The 17,894-nt window shown below is 65.3% G+C and carries 18 protein-coding genes; 16 read left to right on the top strand and 2 right to left on the bottom strand.

Features of this window, described 5'->3' with window-relative positions:
• Positions 1–6 precede the first annotated feature (6 nt).
• The 7 genes from folC to RM463_RS02245 all read left to right on the top strand — a co-directional run bounded on the left by folC (position 7) and on the right by RM463_RS02245 (position 7,253).
• Positions 7–1,371: a bifunctional tetrahydrofolate synthase/dihydrofolate synthase gene (gene folC, locus RM463_RS02275; protein ID WP_311428815.1), complete on the top strand. Its 1,365-nt coding sequence runs from the start codon at positions 7–9 to the stop codon at positions 1,369–1,371.
• A complete protein-coding gene (locus RM463_RS02270) occupies positions 1,368–2,102 on the top strand; it encodes an SPOR domain-containing protein (protein ID WP_311428814.1) in 735 nt (244 codons plus the stop codon). The genes folC and RM463_RS02270 overlap by 4 nt, the downstream gene beginning before the upstream one ends.
• Position 2,103: 1 nt before the next feature.
• Entirely contained in the window at positions 2,104–2,673 is a 570-nt protein-coding gene (locus tag RM463_RS02265) for a CvpA family protein (RefSeq protein ID WP_195688223.1), read from the top strand.
• Between the two features lie 270 nt (positions 2,674–2,943).
• Positions 2,944–4,464 carry an amidophosphoribosyltransferase gene (gene purF / locus RM463_RS02260; RefSeq protein WP_311428813.1) on the top strand — a complete coding sequence of 507 codons (1,521 nt, stop codon included), beginning with the start codon at positions 2,944–2,946 and terminating at the stop codon, positions 4,462–4,464.
• Positions 4,465–4,475: 11 nt separating this feature from the next.
• Positions 4,476–5,672 carry an O-succinylhomoserine sulfhydrylase gene (locus RM463_RS02255; protein WP_311428812.1) on the top strand — a complete coding sequence of 399 codons (1,197 nt, stop codon included), beginning with the start codon at positions 4,476–4,478 and terminating at the stop codon, positions 5,670–5,672.
• Between the two features lie 383 nt (positions 5,673–6,055).
• Complete coding sequence (locus tag RM463_RS02250; RefSeq protein WP_311428811.1) at positions 6,056–6,607, top strand: cytochrome b; 552 nt, start codon at positions 6,056–6,058, stop codon at positions 6,605–6,607.
• 61 nt (positions 6,608–6,668) lie between these two features.
• Positions 6,669–7,253, top strand: a complete 585-nt coding sequence (locus tag RM463_RS02245) for a YceI family protein (RefSeq protein WP_311428810.1) — start codon at positions 6,669–6,671, stop codon at positions 7,251–7,253.
• Between the two features lie 175 nt (positions 7,254–7,428).
• Here the strand turns inward: RM463_RS02245 and RM463_RS02240 are convergent, their stop codons facing one another.
• Positions 7,429–8,226, bottom strand: a complete 798-nt coding sequence (locus RM463_RS02240) for a 2OG-Fe dioxygenase family protein (protein WP_311428809.1) — start codon at positions 8,224–8,226, stop codon at positions 7,429–7,431.
• 341 nt (positions 8,227–8,567) lie between these two features.
• On the opposite strand from RM463_RS02240, the gene RM463_RS02235 reads away from it, so the two are divergent.
• Both RM463_RS02235 and RM463_RS02230 read left to right on the top strand, forming a co-directional pair.
• Positions 8,568–10,325: an EAL domain-containing protein gene (locus RM463_RS02235; protein ID WP_311428808.1), complete on the top strand. Its 1,758-nt coding sequence runs from the start codon at positions 8,568–8,570 to the stop codon at positions 10,323–10,325.
• 143 nt (positions 10,326–10,468) lie between these two features.
• Positions 10,469–11,752 (top strand): MATE family efflux transporter, encoded by a 1,284-nt coding sequence (locus RM463_RS02230; protein ID WP_311429117.1) that lies wholly within the window; start codon positions 10,469–10,471, stop codon positions 11,750–11,752.
• 19 nt (positions 11,753–11,771) lie between these two features.
• On the opposite strand, the gene RM463_RS02225 is transcribed toward RM463_RS02230, so the two are convergent.
• A complete protein-coding gene (locus RM463_RS02225) occupies positions 11,772–12,362 on the bottom strand; it encodes a cupin domain-containing protein (RefSeq protein ID WP_311428807.1) in 591 nt (196 codons plus the stop codon).
• 192 nt (positions 12,363–12,554) lie between these two features.
• Here RM463_RS02225 and mobA point away from each other — a divergent pair, with 192 nt between their 5' ends.
• From mobA to RM463_RS02190, 7 genes are all read left to right on the top strand, one after another.
• Positions 12,555–13,160, top strand: coding sequence for a molybdenum cofactor guanylyltransferase MobA (gene mobA / locus RM463_RS02220; protein ID WP_195688214.1), 606 nt, complete (start codon positions 12,555–12,557; stop codon positions 13,158–13,160).
• Positions 13,157–13,747, top strand: coding sequence for a molybdopterin-guanine dinucleotide biosynthesis protein B (gene mobB, locus RM463_RS02215; protein WP_311428806.1), 591 nt, complete (start codon positions 13,157–13,159; stop codon positions 13,745–13,747). Before mobA ends, mobB begins: the two co-directional genes overlap by 4 nt.
• A complete protein-coding gene (gene glp / locus RM463_RS02210) occupies positions 13,744–15,012 on the top strand; it encodes a gephyrin-like molybdotransferase Glp (RefSeq protein WP_311428805.1) in 1,269 nt (422 codons plus the stop codon). The genes mobB and glp overlap by 4 nt, the downstream gene beginning before the upstream one ends.
• Before the next feature lie 11 nt (positions 15,013–15,023).
• The gene (moaC, locus tag RM463_RS02205; protein WP_311428804.1) at positions 15,024–15,836 is read left to right on the top strand and encodes a cyclic pyranopterin monophosphate synthase MoaC; all 813 of its coding nucleotides are present in this window, start codon (positions 15,024–15,026) and stop codon (positions 15,834–15,836) included.
• Positions 15,837–15,839: 3 nt separating this feature from the next.
• Positions 15,840–16,289: a molybdopterin synthase catalytic subunit MoaE gene (moaE, locus tag RM463_RS02200; RefSeq protein ID WP_311428803.1), complete on the top strand. Its 450-nt coding sequence runs from the start codon at positions 15,840–15,842 to the stop codon at positions 16,287–16,289.
• A 25-nt stretch (positions 16,290–16,314) separates the two neighbouring features.
• On the top strand, positions 16,315–17,307 hold the full coding sequence (gene moaA, locus RM463_RS02195) for a GTP 3',8-cyclase MoaA (RefSeq protein WP_311429116.1): 993 nt from the start codon (positions 16,315–16,317) through the stop codon (positions 17,305–17,307).
• Positions 17,308–17,534: 227 nt separating this feature from the next.
• Positions 17,535–17,825 (top strand): hypothetical protein, encoded by a 291-nt coding sequence (locus RM463_RS02190; RefSeq protein ID WP_311428802.1) that lies wholly within the window; start codon positions 17,535–17,537, stop codon positions 17,823–17,825.
• Positions 17,826–17,894: the final 69 nt, after the last annotated feature.

Raw genomic sequence — 17,894 nt, 5'->3', positions numbered from 1 at the left:
CACCCCATGAGCGAGGCGCTGCCCACCACTCTTGACGCCTGGCTGGCGCGTCTCGAGGCCGCCCACCCCGTGGGGATCGACCTTGGCCTCGAGCGCGTGGCCGAGGTCGCCAGACGCCTGCATCTGCTGGATGGCCCCCTGGCCAGGCGTGTGATCACCGTGGCCGGCACCAATGGCAAGGGCTCCACGGTGGCCATGCTGGAGGCCCTGGCACGCGCCCATGGCCTGACCACGGCGACCTACACCTCCCCTCATCTGGTTCGCTACAACGAGCGGCTGCGTCTCGATGGCGAGGAGGCGGATGACGCGACACTGACCGCGGGGTTCGAGGCGGTGGAACAGGCGCGTCAGGCGGGGGGGGCGATCAGCCTGACCTACTTCGAGGTGGGGACGCTGGGGGCCCTATGGGCCATCTCCCGTCGCCCCCCCGATCTTGCCATTCTCGAGGTGGGCCTCGGAGGACGGCTCGATGCGGTCAATATCATCGACCCCGATGTGGCGGTGGTGACCACCGTGGCTCAGGATCATGCCGCCTTTCTCGGTACCGATCTCGAGCAGATCGGCCGTGAAAAGGCCGGGATCATGCGTACCGGACGCCCCGCGGTGCTGGGCAGTCGCACACTGCCGGCCAGCGTGCGCGAGACCGCCGACCGGATCGGTGCCCCTATCCACGCGCTGGGTGAGTCGTTTGTCCGCGAGGGCGAGGGCGATGGGTGGTGCTGGAGGGGAGTGCCAGTCGGGTTGCCTGCGGGGTCAGACCCCGGGGGCTCGGGGTCTGACCCCGCCGCCTTCCTGAGTGATCTCCCGGATCCTGGCCTGCCCCTGGATAATGCCGCCACCGCGCTACAGGCCCTCGGCCTGGCCGATGTGCCTCTGGAGCCCGGTGCATGCCGTCAGGCACTGGCGAGCGTTCGGCTGCCCGGGCGCATGCAGTGGTGGGGCCGGTGGTGCCTGGATGTGGGCCATAACCCGCATGCCGCCACCTATCTGGCCAGGCGGCTCCAGGCTCGCCCCTGTGGTGGGCGTACCCTGGTGCTGCTGGCGATGCTGGGCGACAAGGATGCCGATGGAGTGATCGCCGCCCTGGCGCCGGTGGTGGATGGCTGGGTACCGGCGAGCCTCGAGGGGGATCGCGCCCGCAGTGCCTATGAACTGGCCGAACGGCTCGCCGCCCAGGGCGAATCCGTGCTGCATCGCGCCCTGTCTCCCGGCGAGGCCGTGGAGTGGCTGTCGACGCGGCTGGGTGACGAGGACCGTGTGCTGGTATGTGGCTCCTTCCTGACGGTAGGTGAGGTGTTGCAGCGGCTGGCGAGTCTCGAGCAATCGGTACAGACTGACACGGACCAGAGCTCCAGGGAGGTAGCCCCGTGAAGTATGGTATGCGTGAGCGCCTGAGTGGCGCGGTGATCCTGATCGCCCTGGCGGTAATCTTCGTGCCCATGCTGTTCGATGAGCCGGCGCCGCGTGACGGACGCCCAGAGCCGTCGATTAGCATCGAGGCACCCATCGAGGTCGAACGCCACGATGTGGCCGACCCCAAGCCGCCGGCCAGCCTGTCGGGCGGCGAGACCTCTATCGAGATTCCAGCTCCCACCCCCCGTCTCCTGCCCGACGACGGTACGCCTTCCTCCCGAATCGCCTCGACAGAGGCGTCGGGGCAGAACGAGGCGGCATCCAGCGAACAGGTCCCCAGCGGGCAGGCCTCTAACGAGCCGTCGTCCGCCGAGCAGAACTCCACTCAGGAGCCGGCCGATACCGCGCCTGCCGTCGACCCCATCGCCGAACTGGCGCGGGCGGCCGACCAGCGCATGGCCGAGCGCCCCTCGACCTCCAGCCAGTCGGGTAGCGAGTCGGTGGAGCCGGCCGTGGCGCAGGGCGAGTGGGCCGTTCAGGTCGGCAGCTTCGGCAAGTCATCCAACGTCGAGAGGCTGCTGGCCCAGCTGCGTGACGAGGGCTTCAATGCCTACAGCCGCCCACGGGGCAACGATCTCACGACCGTCTATGTGGGTCCCTTTGCCACCTCGGAAGCCGGTGAGCGAGCGGTCGCCGAGGTCAAGTCGCGGGTCAACCTACAGGGCCTGCTGGTCCGGGTGAAGGAGTGACATGACCCTGACCTGGCTCGACTGGATCTTTATCGCGCTGCTCGCGGTGACCGGCATTACCGGCCTGCTGCGTGGCCTGGTGCGTGAAGCGCTGGGCCTGGGGGCCTGGGTCGTGGCGCTGCTGGCGGCACGGATGTTCGCACAGCCGGTGGCCGATCTGCTGGCGGGTGTCATCGACAGTCCCGATGGCCGCCTGGTGCTGGCCTTCGTGCTGGTCATCCTCGGTGTCGTCCTGGCCTGCGGCATCATCATTCGTTTGGTGCAGGCCGCCGTGGAGTGGGTCGGCATGGGTCTGGTCAACCGTCTGCTGGGGGCGGCCTTCGGGGTGGCCAAGGGGGCCGCTATCCTGGTGCTGGTGACCATCGTGATCGGCCTGACCCCACTGGCCAGGCTCGAGGCCTGGCAGGACGCGGTATTGCGCCCCCATCTCGAGCAGTTGCGCGACTGGGCGGTGAGCCACTTCGAGGCCTGGGATGGCCGCATCCCCGAGGCGCCGACATCGCTCGATGAGCTGTCCCTGCCGGGTGGTGACGCCACCACGCAGAGAGTCACGACGTCCCCCGAGAGTTAATTTTTCCGCGGCGCCCTCAGGGCCTTCCGCGGTTCTAAATAGCAGTTACCCATCCAGGACTATTGCAGTTACACAAAGCAAGGGGCGCTGGGGGTAAGCCGAAGAGGAGGTCCTACGCCATGGATGGCGTCGGTAGCGCCCAGGGAAGGGTTCACAGCGCCTCCTCGTCGGTCAGGCGCTCCGGGGCTTGCCACCAGACCAAGCCCCGAGCTACATGCGATAGCCTGGCTACCAGTCAAGGCAAGTTCCAGGAAAGCGAGGTAAGGTGGAATGTGCGGTATTGTGGGCCTGATGGCCAAGCAGGCGGTGAACCAGGGCATCTATGATGCCTTGACGGTGCTACAGCATCGCGGACAGGACGCCGCCGGCATGATGACCTGGCACGAGGGCCGCTTCCTGTTGCGCAAGAGCAATGGACTGGTACGCGATGTCTTCCATACCCGCCATATGACGCGTCTGAAGGGCAACCTCGGCATCGGTCATGTTCGCTACCCCACCGCAGGCTCCTCCAGCGAGGCGGAGTCCCAGCCGTTCTACGTGAACTCCCCCTACGGCATCGCGCTTGCCCATAACGGCAACCTGACCAACTCCGACCAGCTCAAGCAGGAGCTGTTCTCCTCCGATCTGCGCCATATCAATACCAGCTCCGACTCCGAGGTGCTGCTCAACGTCTTCGCTCATGAACTGGGCAAGCAGGGGCTGCACCTGGGGGCGGGCGATGTCTTCGACGCGGTGCGCCGCGTCCATCGGCGCTGTCGGGGTGGCTATGCGGCGGTATCGATCATCAATGGCGTGGGCCTGGTGGCCTTCCGCGATCCCCATGGTATCCGCCCGGTGGTGTTCGGTACTCGTGACGAGGGGGCCGGTCAGGAGGTGATGATCGCCTCCGAGTCGGTGGCACTGGACGTGGGGGGCTTCGAGCTGCAAAGGGACCTGGCCCCGGGCGAGGCGATCTTCGTCGACATGCAGGGCAAGATCTATACCCAGCAGTGCGCGGATGCTCCCCAGCTGACCTCCTGCATCTTCGAGCATGTCTATCTGGCGCGTCCCGACTCGATCCTCGACGGCGCCTATGTCTACGGTACCCGTATGCATATGGGCCGCAAGCTGGGGGATCGCATCCAGAGCGAGTGGCCGGAGCATGATATCGATGTGGTGATCCCGATTCCGGACACCTCGCGCACCTCGGCGCTGGAGCTCGCCCAGCACCTGGGGGTGACCTACCGCGAGGGCTTCATGAAGAACCGCTATATCGGGCGGACCTTCATCATGCCGGGCCAGACCCAGCGGCGTAAGTCGGTGCGACAGAAGCTCAATGCCATCGGCGTCGAGTTCAAGGACAAGAACGTGCTGCTGGTGGATGACTCCATCGTGCGGGGGACCACCTGCAAGCAGATCATCCAGATGGCGCGGGAGGCCGGCGCCCGCAAGGTCTACTTCGCCTCCGCGGCGCCGCCGGTGCGCTATCCCAATGTCTACGGCATCGATATGCCCTCGGCCGGTGAGCTGATCGCCCATGGACGCAGCGAGGCCGAAGTGGGAGAACTGATCGGCGCCGATCGCATCTTCTACCAGAATCTGGACGATCTGAAGGCCGCTTGCCGTGAGGCCAACCCGGCCCTGGATGCCTTCGACTGTTCGGTGTTCGATGGCAACTACGTGACCGGTGATATCGACGATGTCTACCTGGCCGCGCTCGAGGCCTCGCGCAACGATGATGCCAAGCAGCAGAGCGCGGGTGACCACGCCCTGGTCGGTACCCACAACCTCGACGATGACATCGACGACTGAGGCTGATCCGCATGCATGACGAACACGATAGCGCCTCACCCTGGGCGCTGGAGACCCTGGCGATCCGTACCGGCCACGACCGTACCGGCGAGCAGGAACACAGCGAGCCGATCTTCCCTACCTCGAGCTTCGTCTATGGCAGCGCCGCCGAGGCGGCGCGCAAGTTCGGAGGCGAGGAGCCCGGCAATATCTATTCGCGCTTCACCAACCCCACGGTGCGTACCTTCGAGCGCCGCCTGGCGGCACTGGAGGGGGGGGAGCGCTGCGTGGCGACCAGTTCCGGCATGGCGGCGATTCTCTCCACGGCCCTGGCGCTGCTCTCGGCCGGTGACGAGATCGTTGCCTCGCGCTCACTGTTTGGCTCGTCGGTGAGCCTGTTCGACAAGTATCTGGGCAAGCTGGGCATCACCACCCGCTATGTGGAGCTGTCGAACCTCGAGGCCTGGGAGGCGGCGATGACGCCCGCTACCCGGCTGCTGTTCGCCGAGACCCCTTCCAACCCGCTCTCCGAGGTGGTGGATATCGCCGCGCTGGCCGAGATCGCCCATCGTCACGGGGCCCTGCTGGCCATCGACAACTGCTTCCTGACTCCGGCGCTGCAGCGTCCCCTGACCCTGGGGGCCGATCTGGTGATCCACTCCGCCACCAAGTACCTGGACGGACAGGGCAGGGCGGTCGGTGGCGCCGTGGTGGGGCGCGATCGGGAACTGGAGGAGGTATTCGGAGTGGTGCGGACCTGTGGTCCCTGCCTGAGTCCGTTCAATGCCTGGATCTTCACCAAGGGGCTGGAGACACTGGAGCTGCGCATGCGGGCCCACTGCCAGAGCGCTCAGGTCCTGGCCGAGTGGCTGGCATCGCACCCGGCGGTGACCCGCGTCCATTACAGTGGCCTCGCCAGTCATGCCCAGCATGCCCTGGCCGCACGCCAGCAGCGGGGCTTCGGCGCCGTGCTTGGGTTCGAGGTCGCGGGGGGGCGCGAGGCCGCCTGGTCGGTGATCGATGCGACCCATCTGCTCTCCATCACCGGCAACCTGGGGGATGTAAAGAGCACCATCACCCATCCCGCCACCACCACTCATGCTCGCCTCAGCGACGCCCAGAAGTCGGCGGCGGGTATCGCCGAGGGGCTGATCCGTGTCGCGGTAGGGCTCGAGGCGGTCGAGGATATTCGTGGCGATCTGGCCCGTGGACTCGACGCCCTGATCTGATTCCGACCGTCGTTCTGACGCCCGTGCCGGGTTGGGCTATTGCAGTTAGCTTGGCAGATACGTAGCCGGGGCTGATCTGGCGACAAGCCCCGGAGCGCCGGACCGACGAGGAGGCGCTGTAAATACCTCCCTGTACGCTACCTCGGCCGTCTCTGGTCCTCGGACCTCCTCTTCGGCTTGTCCCCAGCGCCCCTTAGTTTCGGTAACTGCGATAGCCCTGCCGGGCGAGGAGACTCGGTACGGGCGCCGTTGGCTGTGCCGGTCTTGTAAACATCGTTTTTATCGAATGAAGTATTTGGCTTTATTCAACAGATTCGAAGGGTGGATTCGGGTAGCCTTTATCCATCGATTACAGGCTTATGGAAATCAGGTCGGGAGGCATCATGTGGCGTAATACCCATCAGGGCTGGGGAGTCGTCAGCATTCTGTTGCACTGGACCCTGGCGGTCGCCATCATCGGGTTGTTTGTTCTGGGCTGGTGGATGACCGGCCTGGGTTACTATGACCCCTGGTACAACCTGGGACCCTGGTGGCACCGTTCACTGGGCATGCTGGTGCTCTTCGCCACCCTGTTGCGCCTGGTTTGGCGTCTGGTGAATCCGACGCCTCTCGCTCAGGGGCGCCCCCAGGAGCGATTGGCCGCCCATCTCGGGCATGTCGGCCTCTATGTGCTGATGCTGGTGGTGCTGGTCAGTGGTTATCTGATCTCCACCGCCGATGGCAAGGGCATCGCCATATTCGACTGGTTCACGGTGCCGGCGCTGATCAGTGGTCTGCCCAACCAGGCCAGCGTGGCCGGTGAGGTGCACTGGTATGCCGCCCTGGCGCTGATGATCCTGTCCGCCGGTCACGCCGCCGCGGCCCTCAAGCACCACCTGGTCGACCGCAACGCGGTGCTTCGCCGGATGATCGACCCCCGGCTGGGGCGGCGCTGACCGATTTCGTTTCGTGAGAAGTATTCCTCAACGTGTCTTGTACCAACAGGAGTCAATGTCAATGTTCAAGAAGAGTGCCATTGTTGCCGCGCTGAGCGCTACCGCCCTGATGGGTGTCAGTCAGGCCCAGGCCGCCGACTACGCCATCGACAGCGAAGGGCAGCATGCCTTTATCCAGTTCAAGATCAGCCATCTTGGCTACTCCTATATCCTCGGCAGCTTCGAGGAGTTCGGCGGCAGCTTCCAGTACGACCCCGAGAATCTCGAGTCCGCGAGTGCTCAGCTCGAGGTGCAGGTCGCCAGCCTGAACAGCAATCACGCCGAGCGTGACAAGCATATCAAGAGCGATGATTTCCTGAATGTCGGTGAGTACCCCACCGCCACCTTCAGCTCCACCGGCTTCGAGCCGAGCGGTGAGGGTGAAGGGGTGCTGACTGGCGAGCTGACCCTGCATGGCGAGACACGAGAGATCGAGATGCCGGTCACCCTGCTGGGTGAGGGAGAGGATCCCTGGGGCGGCTACCGTGCCGGTTTCGAGGGCAGCACCACCCTGGAGCTTGCCGATTATGGCATCGATATGGGGGACTTCCCCGAGGTGATGCATGAGCTCGAGCTCTACGTCACCTTCGAGGGCGTGCGCCAGTGAGCCGCATTTTGCCGTCCTGCGTGAGACAGTTGCGTTAGCTAGCAGCGCGAGACATACCGCGTGGAAAGGAACCGCCCCCGGCCTCGGCCGGGGGCGGTTCTTGCGTCAAGGGGAAGCGAGTTCCCCTGCGGGACAGGCCGCTCGGCCTGCTCTCGGCTACTCCTTCTTCCAGCTACTATCCGCGCGGCGAATGCAGCACCGCCTCGGGGAAGTGACGCCGCAGGATGCGATTCTGGAACTCATCCACGAAGCGACTGTTGATGATGATGATGAAACGCTCGAAGGGGCGCGCCTCATCGAGCTGGCGGATGCCATCCACGCTGTGATAGATGCGGTCATCTCGCAGATGCAGCACTTCGCCAGGGGCCAGAGTGGTATGCGCGATCGGGTGTTGGCCGGCCTTGTCGAGATAGAGATGATTCTCGGCTCCGGTGACGTTCTCGCGGTTGACCACCATGATGCTCAGCGCCTTGCAGCCATCGGCGTGGATCCCCTGGCCCTGCAGGGGGTCAACCTGACCCTTGCCGCGTACGCCGGTGATCTGCATCAGGATGGGCTCGCCCGCCCCTAGGTTCCAGAGTCCCGCCCAGCCGCGGACAAAGGCCTTGACGTCCGGTCGTGAGAGGAACGCGTCGGTCAGCGGCGCATAGTAGCGCAGTTTGTCGGCCATGCTCTCGGCATCATTGAACGCGCCGCCCTGGGCCATGGGACATTCACCCAGGCTTGTCACGTCTCCGGATGCTGTCAGGGCCAGCCATGACATGCGCTTCCAGCGTTGGTTGACATAGGGGTCCCGTGGCAGGTCATCAACGAACCCCTGCCAGGCCGCCAGGTCGATCTGCTCGCTGATGTCGGCCTGGCACCAGTCCTGCTGGGCAAGCGACTCATGCACTGCACGGGACCAGTAGTCGGCCTGCGCGGGGTGAGGGTGTGTGCCGGTGATGTGGCTGGACTTGAGGATGTCATGTTTCATGTTGTCTCTCCTGAGATATTTGGCTCTATGGCCTGAAATGCCGGTCATGCTGCCGGCGGACGTGAATCGCCGCGGGTCGTGCGTACTCTCTCGAGTGGCGCGGCCACCGCGACGAGCGGGCAGTGTAAGTTTGTCCGTCTGCGGCCGGCGAAGCTGGCATTGGGCAGGAGGGTGGGGATGAGATATTCTCATTCTGAAATGAGAGGACCTCCCCGATACCGCCCTGACCGTCTGGTGTCAGGGGCAACGCGATAACGAGAGCCGGAATGAGTGGACTCCAATCACGCCTCAAGCAATGGTTGAGACGCCGGCGAGCAGCTCGTCACCACCGGGGCTCTCGCTTGGCAGACCAGGTCGCGGCCTCGGTGGATGAGGCCAGCCGGGTCCGTCGTCAGTACCTGGAGAGTGAGCAGCGCTTTCGTGCCCTGCTGGAGAGCCTTCCCAAGGTGGCGGTACAGGGTTATGACCGACATCGCCGAGTGATCTACTGGAATGAGGCCAGCACTCATCTGTATGGCTATACCGCCGAGGAAGTCTTCGGGCGAGCTCTGGAGGAGCTGATCATTCCCGACGACATGCGCGATGGCCTGATCGCGGCCCATCGCGCCTGGATCGAGGAGGGACAGGAGATTCCCGCCGAAGAGCTGGAGCTTCGTCACCGCAGTGGTGAGCTCGTGCCCGTCTTCTCGCACCATGTGATGCTCAACGAGCACACCGATGAGCCGTTGATGTTCTGTGTCGACGTGGACCTGTCGGAGCAGAAGCAGGCCCACCGTGAGCTGGACTTCGCCAGACGCTTCGATCGCCTGACTCAGCTGCCCAACCGCGAATACTTCGAGGAGCAGCTGTCCGCGGCGGTGAAGGACGCCCAGGCACAAGGCATGCTGTTGGTGCTGGTCTATCTCGATATTGACCGGTTCGTGGAGGTCAACGACACCCTGGGTTACCAGGAGGGCGACCGGCTGCTGCTGCAGCTGGCCACCCGGCTCGACCAGGGGCTACGTTGCACGGATCTCATGTCTCGCGCCTCCGGCGATGAGTTCCTGCTGGCATTCCCCGGTATTGCCGGCGAAGAGGATATCCCGCGGCTGGTGCTCAAGGTCCAGCAGGTGCTGCGCTCCCCCTTTGCGCTGGAGGAGGCATCGCGCAAGTTGACCGCCTGTCTGGGGGTGAGTGTCTTCCCCACCAATGGCGAGAGTGCCGCTGAACTGATCCGCAGCGCCGATGTGGCCAAGAACCGCGCCAAGCTGAAGGGGCGCGGAGAGGTGGTCTACTTCGACCAACGCCTTCACGACGAGCTGCTCTACCAGCACCGTCTCTCCGATCGGCTCGAGCGGGCCGTGGAGGCAGGCGAGCTGATGCTGCACTACCAGCCTCAGGTCTCGGCGGCGAGCGGTCGGCTCGAGAACCTCGAAGCGCTGCTGCGCTGGTACCCCGCCGATGGGCCGCCGGTATCACCAACCGAGTTCATCCCTCTGGCGGAGCGGTCCGGCTTGATTCACCGTATCGGTGACTGGGTCATGGAGGAGGCTTGTCGTCAACGCGCGGCATGGCGTAAGGCCGGCCTGGAGGTGGGGCGCATCGATATCAACTTCTCCGGCAGCCAGATGAACAGCCCGGATCTGTTCGCGCGGCTGGATGAGTGTCTCGAGCGCTTCGCCCTTGGCCCCCGGGACATAGGCCTGGAGTTGACGGAGAATGTGTTGATCGACGCCGATCAGCGCGTTCTCGAGGGGTTGCAGCGGCTCTACCATCGTGGCTTTCGTATCGCCATCGATGACTTCGGCACCGGCTACTCATCGCTCAGCTATCTCAAGCGTTTTCCGGTGACGGCACTGAAGATCGATCGTGCCTTCGTGCGTGACGCTCCGACCCAGCCCGAGGATCGTGCCATCATGGAGGCCACCGTTTTCATCGGCCATCGGCTGGGCCTCGAGGTGGTCGCCGAGGGGGTCGAGGATCTCGAGCAGCTGACCCTGATCCGCGAGATGCGCTGCGACCTGGTGCAGGGCTTCTATTTCTTCGCACCGATGGCGCCAGGGGAGATAGAGCGCCTGGTGATCGGCATGTCCGCCACTCCCTCGGGCCTTTCCAGCTGAGGGGCGAGCCATTCTGGCGTAGAATCCCGCCCCCCATCCCTCGATCCGGAGCCCGTGTGACTCGAACCGACTCTTCCCCATCTTCTGTCTCTTCTGGCTCTCCTAACGCGCTCGGCGTGACCCTGTGGCGCCAGACCTGGCCCATGGCCATCGGTGCGCTCTCGCTACTCGGCTTCCAGCTGGTCGACAGCGCCTTTATCGCGCGGCTGGGTACCGCGCCGCTGGCGGCTCAGTCCTTCACCTTCCCGCTCAGTTTCTTGATCATCGGTGTTCAGGTGGGCATGGGGATCGCGATCGCCGCACAGATCTCGCGCTCCCTCGGCGCCGGCGACGCCGCCCGTGCACGACGCCTGGGGAGCCTGGTGCTGGTGGTCGGTACGGTGGTCATCGGGCTGCTGGCGCTGGCCCTGTGGGCCCTTCAGGAGCCGATATTCCTGCGGCTGGGAGCCGATGCCTCGGCGCTCGAGCTGATTCGCGACTACTGGGCGCCTCAGTTGCTGGCCGCCTGGCTGGGCGCGGCCATCTATTTCGGCTATAGCCTGTTTCGGGCCCACGGCAATACGCGCCTGCCGGGCAGCATGATGGTGATGACCAGCCTGGTGAACCTGCTCCTCGACCCCTTGCTGATCTTTGGCATCGGCTCCTGGGAGGGGCTGGGGCTGCCGGGTGCCGCCTGGGCCACGGTGATCGCCTTCGGCACCGGCCTGCTGGTGCTGGGGTGGCAGGTTGGCCGCACGGACTGGCTGAGCCGGGAGGGTCTGCTCGAGGAGCTGCGTGTCTCGGCGAGACCCTTCGCCGGCATCGCCGGGCCGGCCATGGTCAGCCAGCTGATGCCGCCACTGGCGGCAATGCTGGCGATCGCCGTGGTGGCGAGCCAGGGGGAGGCTCAGGTGGCCGCCTGGGGCCTGGCCAGCCGCCTGGAGACCCTGTCGCTGATGGTGGTGCTGGCCATGACCATGTCGCTGCCGCCCTGGCTGGGGCGTTGCTATGGTGCCGGGGACTGGTGCCAGATACACCGTCTGATGCGCCTGGCGCTGCGGGTCATCGTCGTCTGGCAGCTGGCGCTTGGCCTGCTGATGGCCGCGGCCGCCCCCTGGGTGGCGCTGGCCCTGTCCGGCAACCCCGAGGTGCGCGATGACCTGGCGTTGCTGATCCGCTTCCTGCTGCCCAGCTATGCGGCCCTTGGCGTCTGCATGATCGTGGTCTCGGCGGGCAATGCCCTGGGCTGGCCGCTGCGTGCCATGCTGATGTCGGGGGCGCGGCTGTTCGTCTTCTATCTGCCCTGCCTGGCGCTGGGGGCCTGGCTGGGTGGGTTCCTCGGGCTTGCCGCCGGGGCCGCCATCGGCAATCTGATGGCTGGCTTCGCCGCCTGGTGCGTACTAAGGCGCGTCCTGGCCAGCCCCCGGCGTCGCCCACGGGTGGCGTAAGCCTTATGCGTGGTGTACTTCATACATGATGGGTTTCCTGGCCGCCATCCGAGAAGCCGGGCGGGGTGTTGGCGCTGACGATCACGCACTCCTCCTCGCCCAGGTTGCGGAAACGGTGGGGGAGACGGGACTCGAAATAGTAGCCGTCGCCCGCCCCGAGAACCCTGCTCTCGCCATTGACGGTGATCTCGATCTCGCCCGAGACGATAACGCCTCCCTCCTCACCTTCATGCTCCAGCATCTCCTCACCTGTATCGGCCCCCGGGGGGTAGCGCTCATGGATGATCGAGAGCTGTCGCTCGGGTCGGCGTGCTGCGACCAGGCGGAATGACAGGTGGCCGTCACCGATCTCGGTAAGCTCCTCGGCGCGGTAGAACATCTGGGTGGCACCAGGCTCGTCGCCGGCGAAGAAGGTACTGATCGATACCGGCAGGGCGTCTAGTATTTTCTTCAGTGAGCTGACCGAGGGGCTAACGCTGTTCTGCTCGATCAATGAGATGGTGCTGTTGGTCACGCCGGCACGCTTGGCCAGTTCACGTTGCGAGAGGCCGTTTGCCAGTCGTAGCTGGCGAAGGCGTCCGCCCACATCGAATCCGCTTTCCGCTTGCATGAGGCATCCTGTCAAGAAAACTGCACATATGATAGCGGTTAACGCCCTCGTCGATAAGGGTCGTCCGACGATGCTGACCCAGGCGCAGTGAGGTGATTTTGATGCCCGTCAAGACAATGACTTGCGCCACGCTTCGACATGGCGTCCGGGTCCGGGGTCAGGCATCATGGTGGATGGATGAGGAGGCCTTCGATGACCCCGTTACACGACCTTACCGGATTGATCCTGGCCGGTGGCCAGGGACGCCGCATGGGTGGCGTCGACAAGGGATTGGTGCCTTTCGCCGGTCGACCGCTGGTCGCCCATGTGCGCGATCGCCTGGCGGGCCGGGTGGCCGAGCTGCTGGTCAATGCCAACCGCAGCCTTGCTGACTATGACGACTTCGCCGACCGCGTTATCGAGGACGCCGAGGATGGCTATCAGGGGCCATTGATGGGCATCTACAGTGGCCTGCGGGCGGCGCGTACCCCCTGGCTGCTGGTGGTGCCCTGCGATACTCCGAGACTGCCCGATGATCTGGTGGACCGCCTGGTGACCGGTATCGGCGAGGCCGATATCGCCGTGGCCGGCGATGGCCAGCGCCTGCACCCCGTGGTGGCGCTGATACGCACATCCCTGGCCGACGACCTGGCCGCGGCACTGGCTGCCGGCGAGCGCAAGATCGACCGCTGGTATGCTCGCCATGACTGGGTGCAGGTGGATTTCGCCGAGGGGGCAGAAGCGTTCGCCAATCTGAATACCCAAGAGGAAAAGCGCCGCCTGGAGCTGGCGCTTGTCGAGGAGCCGGCCAAGCGATGAGCGAGCCTGTTGACACCCTGATCCTGGACGAGTATCTGCCGCTGCTGGGCATCGCCGCCTGGAGCGGTACCGGCAAGACCACCCTGCTCGAGGCGCTGTTGCCACGCCTGAGTGAGCGGGGGCTGCGCGTGGCGGTGGTCAAGCACGCGCATCACACCTTCGATGTCGACCAGCTCGGCAAGGACAGCCACCGGCTGCGCCAGGCCGGTGCCAGCCCGATGCTGGTGGCCTCCAGGGAGCGACTGGCGCTGATGATGGAAACCCCGAACCAGGAGGAGGCGGATCTTCAGGCGCTGCTCGCCATGGTGGCAACCCAGCGGCCCGACCTGGTGCTGGTGGAGGGCTTCAAGGCCTGGCCGCTGCCCAAGCTTGAGCTGCATCGCCCGGCCCTGGGAAAGTCCTTGCGGGTGAACGAGGACCCCTGGGTGCGTGCCGTGGCCACGGATGCCCCGCTGGCGTTGCCCGATGGAGTCGAGCGGCTCGACCTCAACGACCTACCAGCCCTGACCGAGTGGATCGCCGCCTGGCCGGCGCGCTGGCCCGCCGAGCGCGAGCCGCGGACGCTGGGGGAGGTAACGCCGACATGACCCTTTCCTGCTTCGAGCTGGGCGAGCGCATGCTGGCCGCGGAGGAGGCCCGTGAGGCGGTAGTGGCGCTGGCTTCGGGACCGCTGCCCGCCGAGCGAGTGGCGCTCGCGTCACTGCGTGGCCGGGTGCTGGCCGAGTCGCTGCTGGCCCCCATCGATGTGCCCCAGAACACCAACGCCGCCATGGATGGCGTGGCCCTGGCCTGGCGGCCGGAGGCACTGCCCTCCAGCGGCTTTCGACGGGTCGCCGAGGTGCTTGCGGGACACTCGCTCGAGCGGCCCCTCGCGCCCGGCGAGTGTGCCGGGATCACCACCGGCGCGCCGCTGCCACCCGGTGCCGATACCGTGATCATGCGCGAGCAGTTGAGTGTCGACACGGAAAGCGATGGCGAGGTACGCGTCCGGGTCGAGCTCCCCGAGCGCGTGCGCCGTGGCCAGAACGTGCGCCAGGCCGGCGAGGACATTCCCCGTGGCGCGCAAGCGCTGGCGGCCGGAACTCGCCTGGGGGCCGCCGAGCTGGGACTGATCGCCTCCCTGGGGTTCGGCGAGGCGAGGGTGGTGCGCCGGCCGCGGGTCGCGGTGTTCTCCACCGGCGATGAGGTGATGGCGCCGGGCGAGGCGCTGCCGAGCGCCGGGATCTTCGATGCCAACCGCTTTGCCCTGATGGCGTTGGTGGAGGAGCATGGTGGCGTGGTGATCGACCTGGGTATCCTGCCCGATACCCGTGACGCCATTGCCGACGGGCTGTCGCGTGCCGCACGCGACGCCGACCTGGTGCTCTCCAGCGGTGGTGTCTCGGTCGGGGATGCCGACCATACCCGGGCGGCGCTGCTCGAGCAGGGCGAGCTGGGCTTCTGGAAGATCGCCATTCGACCCGGACGCCCGCTGGCCTGCGGTCGACTGGGCCCGCGTGGCGTGCCCTTCCTGGGGCTGCCGGGCAACCCCGTGGCCAGCATGGTGACCTTCCTGCAGTTCGCCGCGCCGCTGCTGGCCCGACTGCAGGGGCGTGACGATGCCTGCCCGCCGCGGCTGACGGCGGTGGCCGAGCAGTCGCTGAGGAGCCGCGAGGGGCGTGTCGACTACCTGCGTGGCCACTACGCCAGTGCCAGCGACGGCCGTCTGATGGTGAGCGATATCGGTGCCCAGGGGTCCGGTATCCTCTCCTCCATGGTGCGGGCCAACTGCCTGATCGAGATTGACGCGGCCCGCGGCAGTGTGGCCGCGGGCGAAAGCGTCACCATTCAACCCCTGTTCCGACTTCCATGAGGTGTCGATCCATGTCTTTGACCCATCTCAATGCGCGCGGCGAGGCCCATATGGTCGATGTTGCCGACAAGCCGGAGAGTCGCCGCGAAGCCTCGGCCTCGGGCCGCATCCGCATGCGCCCCGAGACCCTGGCGCTGCTCGCCGATGGTGGACTCCCCAAGGGGGATGTGCTGGCCACGGCACGCATCGCCGGGATTCAGGCGGCCAAGCGTACCCATGAGCTGATCCCGCTGTGCCACGCCCTGGCGCTGTCGAAGGTGGCGGTCGACTTCCACTTCGACGAGGCCGAGAGCTGCGTCACCGTGACCGCCACCTGCCGCCTCAACGGCCGCACCGGCGTGGAGATGGAGGCACTCACCGCGGTATCGGTGGCCTGCCTGACGCTCTACGACATGTGCAAGGCGGTAGACAAGTCGATGGAGATCGGTGCCATCCAGCTCGATACCAAGAGCGGCGGCAGGTCCGGCGACTATCGGCGTGATGCCGTCGCGCCGCGGCCGGCTCCCATCGTTACCGGCGAGGGGCAGGCCGGCGAGGTCAGTCTCGGTAGCCGCTGTGATATCGCCTCGCCCTGCATCCGCGTCAAGTGTCTGGCCGAGCTGCGCGAGCGCCTCGGCGTGGGCGAGGTTGCCGTGGAACTGGATAGCCTGGAAAGCTTCGATGTCGCCGGTCTCAAGGCGGCCCTCAAGGCGCTCGATCCGCGCTTCTCGCGGCTCGATGAGGGGCGGGTGCTGTGCGCCGTCAACCAGGTGATGGCCTCGGACACCACGCCGGTGACCAACGAGGATGAGGTCGCCTTCTTCCCACCGGTTACCGGAGGCTGAACCATGATTCGAGTACAGGAGGCCCCCTTCGATGCCGGCACCGAGCAGCGGGCGCTGCTGGCCGGGCGTACCGATATCGGGGCCGTGGTCAGCTTTACCGGCCTGGTGCGTGACTTCAACGAGCACCCCGAGGTGTCGGCACTGACCCTGGAGCACTATCCCGGGATGACCGAGTCGGCACTGGAGGCGATTGTCGAGGACGCGCGTGGGCGCTGGTCCCTGGATGCGGTCACGGTGATTCACCGGGTTGGACGCCTGACCCCGGGAGACCCTATCGTGTTGGTAATTGTCGCCAGTGCCCACCGCCGTGCCGCCTTCGAGGCCTGTGACTTCATCATGGACTACCTCAAGACGCGGGCCCCCTTCTGGAAGAAGGAACACGCCGGCGACGGTGACTACTGGGTATCGGAGCGGGATTCCGATCACTCGGATGCCCGCCGTTGGGAAGCTTGAATCGGGAGATTGCAACATGACCACTCTGCCCCGCGAATTGATCGACGACTTTGGCCGGCGCGTCAACTATGTGCGCATCTCGGTCACCGATCGCTGTGACTTTCGCTGCGTCTACTGCATGAGCGAGGAGATGACCTTCCTGCCTCGCGCCCAGGTGCTTACCCTGGAGGAACTGGCGATGGTGGCGCGTGCCTTTGTCGAGTTGGGTGTGGAGAAGATACGCCTGACCGGGGGAGAGCCGCTGGTCAGGCGAGATATCGGCTCACTGGTCGAGCAGGTCGGCGAGCTGCCGGGGCTCAATGACTTCGCCATGACCACCAATGGGGCCAGCCTGCGCAAGCATGCCAGGCAGCTTCGCGAAGGGGGGCTGAAGCGACTCAATATCAGCCTCGACTCCCTGGATGCCGAACGCTTCCGCCGCCTGACGCGCACCGGAAATCTCGAGCGGGTCATCGATGGCATTCGTGCCGCCCGCGAGGCGGGATTCGAGCGCATCAAGCTCAATGCGGTCATCCTCAAGGGGCGCAACGATGACGAGGTGCTCGACCTGGTCGAGTTCGCTCGCCACGAGAAGCTCGATATCAGCTTTATCGAGGAGATGCCGCTGGGCGATGTCTCCGACCACAGCCGTGCCGAGACCTTCTGTTCCAGTGACGAGGTGCAGGAGATTATCGAGAGCCGTTATCCGCTGATTCCGACCACCGAGTCGACCCCGGGGCCGTCACGCTACTTCCGCATGGGTGACAGTGATTCACGGATCGGTTTCATCTCGCCCCATAGCCACAACTTCTGCTCGACCTGCAACCGTGTCCGGGTGACGGTAGAGGGGCGGCTGCTGCTGTGTCTCGGCAATGAACACTCGGTCGACCTGCGCCGTGTGCTGCGCTCCCACCCAGGCGACATGGATGCCCTCAAGCATGCCATTGTCGCCGCCATGCCACTCAAGCCTGAGCGCCATCACTTCACTACCGATGGTGATGTGCAGGTGGTCCGCTTTATGAACATGACCGGAGGTTGAGGTTTAAGCGAGCGTTTTCCCGCTTCCTGCCTTCCCGCGAGCGGCGCCCCAGGGCGCCGCTTTTTGATAGTGTTATTCGCCAATGCATCGTCGTATTTTGTGTTCAAGACGTTAGAAAACCCCTCGATATTTCTTGCGACTTTTCTTGCCAAGCGGTGGCAACTGCATATACTTTTCATTGCGTAAGGTAATGTCACCGTCTCATTTATTCGGCTCAGGAGGGACTGATGTCCAGCGAAACCCTGGAACGCATCGCTCGCAACAAGAACGTGGCACGCGCCGCGGCACGCCAGCTCAGCATGGAGCAGCTGCACAAGCTCGCCGAGGTGATCGAGGAGATCATCGAACAGAAAAAGGATGAGGAGCAGCAGCGTCAGCAGGAGGAGGCCGAGAAGGAACGCAAGCGTTCCGAGATCCTCGAGGCGATCAACGAGGCGGGGCTTTCCGTGGATGATCTGGTGGTGGAACCGCCGCGTCGCAAGCGGGGACGTCCGCCCAAGAATGCCAGCAAGGAGTAGCCATCCCGGGAAGCATCGTCGGGGCTACTGGATTCCCATCAGAGAGAAGAACGAAGCCGCTCACGATGA

This window comes from Halomonas sp. LES1 (assembly GCF_031846005.1).
In the GTDB taxonomy this organism is placed as follows: domain Bacteria; phylum Pseudomonadota; class Gammaproteobacteria; order Pseudomonadales; family Halomonadaceae; genus Halomonas.
The sequence above is the reverse complement of the archived record's forward strand: the minus strand, read 5'-3'. Positions and strand labels throughout refer to the sequence as shown.

Excerpts from the sequence above, each read along its gene's own strand:
- folC (WP_311428815.1), top strand. The coding sequence starts at position 7 with ATGAGCGAGGCGCTGCCCACCACTCTTGACGCCTGGCTGGCGCGTCTC.
- RM463_RS02265 (WP_195688223.1), top strand. The coding sequence starts at position 2,104 with ATGACCCTGACCTGGCTCGACTGGATCTTTATCGCGCTGCTCGCGGTG.
- purF (WP_311428813.1), top strand. The coding sequence starts at position 2,944 with ATGTGCGGTATTGTGGGCCTGATGGCCAAGCAGGCGGTGAACCAGGGC.
- RM463_RS02255 (WP_311428812.1), top strand. The coding sequence starts at position 4,476 with ATGCATGACGAACACGATAGCGCCTCACCCTGGGCGCTGGAGACCCTG.
- RM463_RS02250 (WP_311428811.1), top strand. The coding sequence starts at position 6,056 with ATGTGGCGTAATACCCATCAGGGCTGGGGAGTCGTCAGCATTCTGTTG.
- RM463_RS02245 (WP_311428810.1), top strand. The coding sequence starts at position 6,669 with ATGTTCAAGAAGAGTGCCATTGTTGCCGCGCTGAGCGCTACCGCCCTG.
- RM463_RS02240 (WP_311428809.1), bottom strand. The coding sequence starts at position 8,226 with ATGAAACATGACATCCTCAAGTCCAGCCACATCACCGGCACACACCCT.
- RM463_RS02230 (WP_311429117.1), top strand. The coding sequence starts at position 10,469 with ATGGCCATCGGTGCGCTCTCGCTACTCGGCTTCCAGCTGGTCGACAGC.
- RM463_RS02225 (WP_311428807.1), bottom strand. The coding sequence starts at position 12,362 with ATGCAAGCGGAAAGCGGATTCGATGTGGGCGGACGCCTTCGCCAGCTA.
- mobA (WP_195688214.1), top strand. The coding sequence starts at position 12,555 with ATGACCCCGTTACACGACCTTACCGGATTGATCCTGGCCGGTGGCCAG.
- mobB (WP_311428806.1), top strand. The coding sequence starts at position 13,157 with ATGAGCGAGCCTGTTGACACCCTGATCCTGGACGAGTATCTGCCGCTG.
- glp (WP_311428805.1), top strand. The coding sequence starts at position 13,744 with ATGACCCTTTCCTGCTTCGAGCTGGGCGAGCGCATGCTGGCCGCGGAG.
- moaC (WP_311428804.1), top strand. The coding sequence starts at position 15,024 with ATGTCTTTGACCCATCTCAATGCGCGCGGCGAGGCCCATATGGTCGAT.
- moaE (WP_311428803.1), top strand. The coding sequence starts at position 15,840 with ATGATTCGAGTACAGGAGGCCCCCTTCGATGCCGGCACCGAGCAGCGG.
- RM463_RS02190 (WP_311428802.1), top strand. The coding sequence starts at position 17,535 with ATGTCCAGCGAAACCCTGGAACGCATCGCTCGCAACAAGAACGTGGCA.